Annotated in this window: 9 protein-coding genes; 7 read left to right on the top strand and 2 right to left on the bottom strand. The window is 55.6% G+C overall.

Features of this window, described 5'->3' with window-relative positions:
- Nucleotides 1-59: 59 nt before the first annotated feature.
- From O6929_09485 to ahcY, 4 genes are all read left to right on the top strand, one after another.
- Complete coding sequence (locus tag O6929_09485; protein ID MCZ6480616.1) at nucleotides 60-1,364, top strand: O-antigen ligase family protein; 1,305 nt, start codon at nucleotides 60-62, stop codon at nucleotides 1,362-1,364.
- 330 nt (nucleotides 1,365-1,694) lie between these two features.
- A complete protein-coding gene (locus tag O6929_09480) occupies nucleotides 1,695-2,252 on the top strand; it encodes an HAD-IIIA family hydrolase (protein ID MCZ6480615.1) in 558 nt (185 codons plus the stop codon).
- Between the two features lie 15 nt (nucleotides 2,253-2,267).
- Nucleotides 2,268-3,428: a methionine adenosyltransferase gene (gene metK / locus O6929_09475; protein ID MCZ6480614.1), complete on the top strand. Its 1,161-nt coding sequence runs from the start codon at nucleotides 2,268-2,270 to the stop codon at nucleotides 3,426-3,428.
- A gap of 105 nt (nucleotides 3,429-3,533) precedes the next feature.
- Nucleotides 3,534-4,790 carry an adenosylhomocysteinase gene (ahcY, locus tag O6929_09470; protein ID MCZ6480613.1) on the top strand — a complete coding sequence of 419 codons (1,257 nt, stop codon included), beginning with the start codon at nucleotides 3,534-3,536 and terminating at the stop codon, nucleotides 4,788-4,790.
- Between the two features lie 255 nt (nucleotides 4,791-5,045).
- On the opposite strand, the gene O6929_09465 is transcribed toward ahcY, so the two are convergent.
- Together O6929_09465 and lptF are read right to left on the bottom strand one after the other, a co-directional pair.
- Entirely contained in the window at nucleotides 5,046-6,140 is a 1,095-nt protein-coding gene (locus O6929_09465; GenBank protein MCZ6480612.1) for an LptF/LptG family permease, read from the bottom strand.
- Nucleotide 6,141: 1 nt separating this feature from the next.
- A complete protein-coding gene (lptF, locus tag O6929_09460) occupies nucleotides 6,142-7,308 on the bottom strand; it encodes an LPS export ABC transporter permease LptF (protein ID MCZ6480611.1) in 1,167 nt (388 codons plus the stop codon).
- A gap of 156 nt (nucleotides 7,309-7,464) precedes the next feature.
- Here lptF and O6929_09455 point away from each other — a divergent pair, with 156 nt between their 5' ends.
- From O6929_09455 to O6929_09445, 3 genes are all read left to right on the top strand, one after another.
- Complete coding sequence (locus O6929_09455) at nucleotides 7,465-8,328, top strand: class I SAM-dependent methyltransferase (protein MCZ6480610.1); 864 nt, start codon at nucleotides 7,465-7,467, stop codon at nucleotides 8,326-8,328.
- Between the two features lie 2 nt (nucleotides 8,329-8,330).
- Nucleotides 8,331-8,468 (top strand): hypothetical protein, encoded by a 138-nt coding sequence (locus O6929_09450; GenBank protein ID MCZ6480609.1) that lies wholly within the window; start codon nucleotides 8,331-8,333, stop codon nucleotides 8,466-8,468.
- A 136-nt stretch (nucleotides 8,469-8,604) separates the two neighbouring features.
- The coding region (locus O6929_09445; protein ID MCZ6480608.1) for a hypothetical protein at nucleotides 8,605-8,784 on the top strand (180 nt) is incomplete at its 3' end.

Here is an 8,784-nt window from a genome sequence, read left to right as displayed (position 1 = left end):
TGGCTGATCCTGCCCTCGCTTGATTCGCTTAACAAGGGTCTCATGCCGGAGTTTTTGAAATGATAGAAGCTGTCAAGGAGCAAGAGAGTAAAGCAGAATACGGCCTGGTTTCGGAAAAGGCTAATAGGGCAGCCAAATGGGCTGGAACCGGGTTGGGGTTTTCGATTCCGGTATCTACGGCGCTTGATAGCATCCTCGGAGTCTCCGTAGCAGCGTTCTGGGTATTCGGCGCAGGCTACCGTAAGAAATGGGACCTGGTGCGAGGCAATCCGGTAGCAATGTTGTCCCTGGGGATGTTCGGTCTTTTGGTCTTGGGTGGGTTTTACAGCGATGCCAGTTGGGGTGAAGTCTTCAAGGTGCTCGGCAAGTACTCGGACCTGCTTCTTCTGTCCCTGCTAATCCCGTTGTTTCAGGATGTTCAAATGCGACGCAATGGTCTAGCGGCATTTTTTCTCACGATGGTTGTGGTGCTTCTCTTGTCTTACCTTATTAGTTTTGGCGTGTTCCCTGGCGGCGGACCTTTCAAGGGTTTTGAGAATTACGGTATTGTCTTCAGGTCCCATATCACGCACAATCTGCTCGTCGCGTTCAGTGCCTTCGCGTTTGCGACCTTGGCCCGCGTTGCCAGTTCTCCTCATCGGCGAATTCTGTGGATTGCACTTGCCGTCATGGCAATATTCAATCTATTGTTCATGGTTCCCGGTAGAACCGGTTATTTGGTCCTCGGAGTATTGGTCGTCTACTTTTTCGTTGACTGGCTACGCTGGAAAGGTTTTGTGATAGATATACTCGGCGGATCAGTCATAGGTGTGTGCGCGTTTTTTCTTTCCGATGTCTTCCATGCCCGTCTGTCCGACACGACGGCTGATTTTCACAAGTGGAGCTCCGGCCAAGTTCCGGACCTAAGCGCAGATAGCGAGGAAGGGGGGCTCTGGCTGCGTCTTGCTTTCTATCAAAACAGCCTCGCCATCATTCGCGACTCCCCTGTTTTTGGTGTCGGGACTGGTGGCTTTGCATCCGCTTTTGCCGAGAAAGTGAAAAATTCCCGCGTGCCGCCGACGAGCAATCCACATAACGAATATGTGTTGATTGCAGTACAACTTGGTCTGGTTGGTTTAGGTGTATTGCTGTACCTGTTTTATATACAGTGGCATCTGGCGGCCGACTTGCCTGGCTTATTTGAGCGTAATCTGGCGCGTGGCCTGGTGCTCACCGTTATGACGACCTGCCTCTTTAACTCTTCACTGCTTGATCATGGCGAAGGGATCTTTTATGCTTGGATGAGCGGGTTGCTTTTCGCCGGACTTAACTCCCGGGATGAAAAGGATAGGGAGGCCATTCAGTGCCCATTTTGGAGGTCGTGACCTTGAAAAAATACAAAGCATGTTATTCGGAATTGCCCCGATATAAGTACCATCTAGCTGCTGCCGTGCGGCGATTCGCGTATGCATTTTTCGTCGACAGCGACACAGGTCGGTCTCAGAGCATCGGGCCCTGGAGGTGGTCGCCACACCGAAGAAGGATGGCTGAGACGTATTTGAGCGTTTAGGACGAGTGGTTTTCTTGTTGACTTTTCGCCCTCGAACCCCTACGGTATTGCGGATGTTCGAGTGGCGGAAAATTGGTTTGCTGGGGCCAGAATATCATCGCGTGATTGACATCAAACAGGACACTTCTTCTTACAACCTAGGACAGTGAGGGTCACAAAAAATTGGAGGACGCAAGAGGTCCGGCAGCGGGCGAAGCGGATTCGTCTGCTGTTGCTGGATGTAGATGGCGTCTTGACTGATGGCTGGATCATTTATGGCAGTGCAGGGTTGGAGGTGTTGGCCTTCCATGTGCGGGATGGGCTTGCCATCAAGATCGCGCAGGCGTCGGGGATCACCGTGGCGCTCGTGAGCGGGCGGAAATCTGAGGCCTTGCTTCGGCGGGCCGAAGAGCTCAACTTGGAGGAGGTACATACCGGGGTCGAAGACAAGATCGCTGTATATCGACAATTATTGATGCGGTATCGCTTCGATGATGCAGAGGTCGCCTATATCGGTGACGATCTTCCAGACCTTCCCCTATTTCGGCGGGCGGGTTTGGCCATTGCGGTCGCCGATGCCCCGTCAGAGGTGCAAAGCGCTGCGCACCTCGTAACGTCCCTTCCCGGTGGGAGGGGGGCGGTGCGGGAGACGGTGGAATGGCTTCTCAAATCCCAGGGAGCATGGAATCGGGCATGTGCGGATTTTCTGAGTAACCAGGGATAATAGGAGGGAGCTTCGATGCCATCAGGACGCTATCTATTTACTTCCGAGTCGGTCACCGAAGGACATCCCGATAAGATCGCCGACCAGATCTCCGACGCCATCCTGGATGGAATATTCCAGCAGGACCCGTATGGTCGCGTAGCCTGCGAAACCCTGGTGACGACCGGCCTCGCCTTCGTAGCCGGTGAGATTACCACTAAATGTTACGTGGACATCCCGCAGATTGTCCGGAAAACCATCCGTGAAGCAGGATACACGCGCGCCAAGTATGGCTTCGACTATGAAACCTGCTCTGTGATCACTGCCATCCAAGAGCAGTCGGCGGACATCGCGTTAGGGGTAGATATTCAGGGGGCTGGGGATCAAGGGTTGATGTTCGGATATGCCACCCGAGAGACTCCCGAGATGATGCCTATGCCAATCATGCTCGCCCATAAGCTCTGCCGTAGACTGGCCGAGGTTCGAAAGCAAAATATCTTGGACTACCTCCGCCCCGATGGAAAATCCCAGGTGACGGTGGAGTATGTCGACGGTCGGCCGAGCCGGGTGACTGCCGTTGTCGTGGCTGCCCAGCACAGCCCTGATGTCACCCTCCAACAATTGCGGGAGGATATTATCGAACAGGTGATCCTTCCCGTGGTTCCCGGCCAGCTTTTGGATCAGGAACAGGTCGTGTACCACATTAATCCCACAGGCCGCTTCGTCATCGGAGGGCCTAAGGGCGATACGGGGCTTACGGGGAGAAAGATCATTGTCGATACCTACGGAGGGGTGGGAAGTCATGGCGGCGGGGCCTATTCAGGGAAGGATCCGAGCAAGGTTGACCGCTCTGCGTCGTATATGGCCCGCTATATCGCCAAGAATATCGTTGCTGCTGATCTGGCAGACAAATGCGAGGTTCAGCTGGCTTATGCCATTGGCGTTCCAGAACCAGTTTCGGTCATGGTTGATACGTTGGGAACAGGAAAGGTTCCCGACGAACTCCTTTGCACCATGGTACGCAAGCACTTTGAACTTACCCCTGCAGGTATCTTGAAGGCCTTGGATCTCCGTCGGCCTATTTACAAGCAGACTGCCGTGTACGGCCACTTTGGCCGGAGCGAGCCAGACTTCACCTGGGAGCGGATCGACCGTGCGGATGTCCTCTCTCGAGAGGCTGGCCGGGTCGGTGCGTAGATAGTTTCAGAGTTGAGGGTTCAGCGTTCAGAACTGAGATCAAGGGATGTCAGTGTTTGGCTGTGAACCCTGAACCCTGAACCCTGAACCTTTTTGGGAGGGCGCGTGGAATACGATATCTCGGATCTTCGTCTCGCTGAGAAGGGACTCAAACGGATTGAGTGGGCCAGGCAGTTCATGTCGGTCCTCGCCCAAATCGAGAAGCGGTTTGGCAAGCGGAGGCCACTGCGCGGCATTCGGGTCTCAGCCTGTCTCCATGTGACGACGGAGACCGCTAATCTGCTACGGGCGCTCAAGGGCGGGGGTGCCCAGGTAGCCCTGTGCGCTAGCAACCCGCTGAGCACCCAGGATGACGTGGCTGCCGCCCTGGTCAAACACTTTCGCATCCCTGTCTTTGCCCGCAGGGGAGAGGATCGGCGGACCTATTATAAGCATATCCAAAGCGTCTTAGAGATCCGACCGCACATCACCATGGACGATGGGGCCGATACGATCTCCGTTTTGCACGACGAACGTACTGACCTGCTCCCAGGGACTATTGCCGGCACCGAGGAAACCACCACTGGGGTCTTGCGCTTGCGTCAGATGGAAAAGAAAGGGGTTTTGCGCTATCCCATCATCGCTGTGAATGACGCTGACACGAAACATCTTTTCGACAACCGGTACGGGACGGGGCAAAGCACTTTGGATGGTGTCATTCGTGCCACGAATATCCTACTGGCTGGGACGCACGTCGTGGTATCTGGTTACGGCTGGTGTGGACGGGGCATCGCCACCCGGGCACGGGGTATGGGCGCTCACGTGACCGTCACCGAGGTAGAGCCAGTGCGCGCTCTCGAGGCAATGATGGATGGATTCCGGATAATGACAATCCGTGACGCGACTCGCCTTGGAGAGCTCTTCATCACTGCCACCGGGAACACCCACGTGATTCGGCGTGAGCATTTCCAGGGTATGCGGGATGGCGCCATCTTGTGTAATTCCGGCCATTTTAATGTAGAGATCGACCTAGGGGCGCTTCGATCGATGGCGAAGAAGCGGCGGGTGGTTCGCGAGCATGTCGAAGAATTTACCTTACGGAATGGCCGGCGGTTGTATCTTTTGGCCGAGGGGAGGTTGATCAATCTCGCCGCTGCAGAAGGTCATCCGGCCAGTGTTATGGACATGAGCTTTGCTAACCAGGCCCTCTCTGTCCAGTATGCGGTTCGGCAGGCGGGTCGACTAGAAAATCGCGTTTACCGGGTTCCGAAGGAAATAGACATCGAGGTGGCACGTCTCAAATTGGCCTCGATGGGGGTCAAGATTGACACCTTGACAGCGGAGCAGCAGCGGTATCTTCAGTCCTGGGAATCCGGGACCTAAGCAAGCAGGTCCCTGCTGGAATGCTAGAACGCTAGAACGCTTGAAGGATGGAATGTTAGAACGCGAGAACACCTGCAGGGTGGCAGGGGAGCAAGATCTTTCGTGCCCGCTTTGCAACATCCGAGGGAGTAAGCTCTCCAGCATCGAGGGGTGCCAGCTTTCTCGCCTGCGAGCTTACTCGCTTTCCAGCGTGCTGGCCTCCTAGCTTTCAAGCTTCGGTCAACGGTCGTCGGTCATCGGTCATCAGGTCCGGCGCTAGATTCGTGGATGAGGCCGCAGCAGCCCGACCAGGGCGATTCCTCCAAAAATCATATTTGGAATCCAGAGAAGAAGTAGCGGAGGGAGGACGTCTTTGCGGGCTAGCGGGAGGGCAAGGAAAAACAGGACATAGTACAGAACCGTGGTGATGATGCACGTGCCCATGGGGTTCAAGAGTCCCTGCCGTCCAACCCGAAATGCAATCACAATTCCCAAGAGTGCCATAATGAAGTTCCTGGCAAGGATAGCACGCTTGGCCAAGAGATCCGCCACGTAACGCCGCGTATCCTCCCCGCTCTGGGCAAGCCGCTGGATATATCGCTTGAGCTCTCTGGAGCTCATCTCCTTCGGTTCCTTTTCGACGCGCGCCAGGTCCTCAGGGGTTGCCTTCAGCTGCATGGGCATCTCGGGTACCTCGGTGACGCTTACGTCAGTCCCCCCATCCGAGAAACGGTGGATCCGTACCCCCGACAAAATCCAGCGCCCCTCTTCCCAACGCCCCTTGTCAGCCTCTATGCGCTGAAGCGGCACAAAGTCTGGGGATAGTTGAAACAAAGAGACCTCCTGCATCTCGCTCTTGCTGGTTTCCAGGAGACCGATGTGGAGAAAGCGATTTGCCCCCCCCAGATACCAGATGTCCTGGTTCCGCGTCCGATGAAAAGGAGACTTCTTTTTCCGAAGCCGCTCGTGCTTAATCCGGAGAGTGGTCTCAGTCGCTTTCGGAGCGATTTCTTCTTGGATGACATAGAGGCCCAGAGTGGCCCCCAGGGCAAGGATGATGATGGGGAGAACTGCGCGGAAGGGGTGCACTCGGGCCATTTGCATGGCGACGAATTCGTAGTTCCGGTTGAACCTGCCCACGGTGAAGAAGGAAGCGATCATCAGGGCAAAGGGGGAGACGTGGAGAGTCACCCGCGGGACCCTGTAAAGGTAGTACAGGGTGACGTCTGAAGCTGAAGCTCCGTGGATCACGTAATTATGGAGGTTCTCAAGAAGGTCTACAAGCAGGGAGACAGCCACGAGGAGTGCGAGGGCGAGAACGAGCAGTTTTAAGAAGCCTTGCCCAATATACCGATCGAGAATACGGATCATGTTACCCCCTGCCCTCGGCTGTGGCAGCACGGCGCTTCCGTCCCGGCAAGAACGACGAGGGGAGCCACGATTCGCGGTTGCCGGCGATAAACAAGAACAACCCGAGACCACCCAGGACAAGATTCGGCAGCCAACTCGCCCAGAGGGGGGAGATGCTGCCATTGTTTCCCATACCCTGTCCGAAAATCATCAGGAGGTAGTACATACACACCAGCACGATGGTAAGCCCCAGGCTGATCGCTTTACCCGACCGCCGGACTCGGATCGCCAACGGTGTCCCCAGGAGGATGAAAACAAGGCAAGCAACCGGAGTTGCGAATCGCTGATGGAAACTGATCAGCAGGTATGCCGTCGGTTCCCCACGGGCGGCACGTTGCCGAATCGTGGCGAGCAGTTCTGGTATAGTCATCTCACGCGGGTCCCTAGCCATCATGCCAGCGAGGGTTGGGTCACTTACAGAAAGAGCCAGATCCACGTTCTGAAACTTCAGCATTTGGTAGTGGCCCGGTTTGTCCTTGGGTACGACGTGGGTGGATCCGTCCTGCAGCTCGAGCAGGACGACATTGCTCTGTTCTTTCGGAACGATGCGTCCACGGCGGGCAATAATAATTCGCGGCTTTTCCTCATTCTGGGTATCCACGATAAAGATCCCTTCCATCACACCGCTGGCCTCGTCGATGTGGTCGGTGTAAAGGATGAGACCATGAAAATCGTCGTTGAAAACTTTTTCCCTTATCCCGATGGTTGCCCGGGTACGTGCAAGGTTAAACAAGAGATTTCGGAAGGCCTGACTCGCCCAGGGTATGCCGTAGATACCGTTAAAAGCGGTAAAGCTTAAGGCCACGATGCCAATGCCGAAGGCGGGCAAGGCTAAGCGGTAGAGGCTAAATCCCGCCGCTTTAAGGGCGGTCAGCTCCTGGTCAGCGGCGAGCCGGCTATAAGTGGCAATTACGGCCAGGAGCAAAGCGATGGGAGTAGTGAGGAAAAGGAGGGGGGGTAATGTATACAGGAACAGGCGAGCAATAATTCCGACGGGGACCAGCTTGGTGATGAAGAGGTCCATGAGTTTCATCATGGGCTTAGTCAGGAAAACGAAGGTAGTGATCCCGAGTCCGAGGATCATGGAGATCAAGAGTTCCCGGCCAATGTATCGATCTATAACCTTCAAAGATGTCTCCTCTCAGGCTTATTAGGAATCCTAGTCCCTAGTTGTCTAAAAGTAAATCATATGATCAATGGAAGGGGACGACGCAGGATTTTAGGGGACTCGTCGCCAGACTCAGAGCATACAACCCTAGCCACTGACGGGGATAACGGAAAGGACATGTCCGGACTACTTTTCGAGAACTGTCCGCTGGGCTGCAGCGAACCGCTTAAGACGACGGAGATCGTCACCCCCGATGGCCCGCTTCGTCTCTGTCCGGCGTGCGGTCAGCTGATCAGTTCGTGTTCGAAACAGGTCTATTATGACAGCCTTGAAGCCTCCAACCGGCCCGAGGGCACAGCGCCCTCGCTTAAAGACATGAAACGTTTTCAACAGCGCACCAGACGAATCTTGCGGCTTACGGAAACGCTCACCGGCCGAAGCGCCCGGGATATGGCGCTTCTTGACGTTGGCTGCTCCAGCGGCGCCCTGCTCCATGTTGCAAGAGACGAGGGATTTGGCGCGGTGTCTGGCGTCGAGCCCGGTTCGGCGTCCGCTGCGACCGCAAGTGCGGCGGGATTCGAGGTCCATCGCGGCTTTCTCGAAGTGAATATGTTCGCAGCGGAAAGCTATGACGTCGTGACCATGATCGAAGTCATCGAACACCTTACCAATCCACTGGAGGTGGTGCGTGCTGCCCACAGGGTGTTGAAACCGGGCGGCCTGCTTGTCACGAATACGCCCAACATGGACTCGTGGACCCTCCAGTGGGTCAAGGGTGACTGGGAGTGCTTCGACATGTACGCCACGGACCATGGCGGGCACGCGTGTTTCTTCAGCCCTAAAAGCATGCGAACCCTGGCGGGGCGGACAGGATTCGAGTTTGAATACATTCGTACCGGAGGCCTTCGCCTTGCCGAGAAGGGGCGGGTCTCCCCGCTGCGTTACAAGCTGTTGAAGATATTGAGGGAGCTTCTGACGCTGCCGGCCAGAGTCATGGGTAAGGGGCACGAGATGCTTGTCATCTTCCGCAAGGCGTCATGACGATGGAGCATCATCCGAATACTGGCGTCATCATCTCGACCTATAACAACTCTACGTTTTTGCGACTCGTACTCGAAGGGTATCAGCAACAGAACGACACCGCGTTCAGCATCCATATCACCGAATTTGGTGAGAATTGACGAGTTGCGCCTGGTTAGGATCGAGATAGGTGAGCTCGTTCTGGAGAAAAGAGTCGAGTCCTAGCCCGTGAATCACCACCCTCACGCTGGAGCAAAGAGGCAAGATCATCCGGCGCCCGAGTTGCCGGTGTTCGACATGGTGTTTGCACGCCAATTTCTCGCCGCATGGCCCCGGGCGGAAGGCACGGACGAGATCGATCGCATCGCGAAGAGCCCAACCTCGATCTGGGCCGTGGTTCCGCGATACGGCAGGTTTCTGTTTACCCTGGTGATGATGTTCAAGCCCCGACGAATCCTGGAAGTGGGGATGGCAAAC

This window comes from Candidatus Methylomirabilota bacterium (assembly GCA_027293415.1).
Classification (GTDB): domain Bacteria; phylum Methylomirabilota; class Methylomirabilia; order Methylomirabilales; family CSP1-5; genus CSP1-5.
The sequence above is the reverse complement of the archived record's forward strand: the minus strand, read 5'-3'. Positions and strand labels throughout refer to the sequence as shown.

Bases quoted from the DNA above. Each gene is read 5' to 3' on its own strand.
- O6929_09485 (MCZ6480616.1), top strand. From the start codon at position 60: ATGATAGAAGCTGTCAAGGAGCAAGAGAGTAAAGCAGAATACGGCCTG.
- O6929_09465 (MCZ6480612.1), bottom strand. From the start codon at position 6,140: ATGATCCGTATTCTCGATCGGTATATTGGGCAAGGCTTCTTAAAACTG.
- O6929_09450 (MCZ6480609.1), top strand. From the start codon at position 8,331: ATGGAGCATCATCCGAATACTGGCGTCATCATCTCGACCTATAACAAC.
- O6929_09455 (MCZ6480610.1), top strand. From the start codon at position 7,465: ATGTCCGGACTACTTTTCGAGAACTGTCCGCTGGGCTGCAGCGAACCG.
- metK (MCZ6480614.1), top strand. From the start codon at position 2,268: ATGCCATCAGGACGCTATCTATTTACTTCCGAGTCGGTCACCGAAGGA.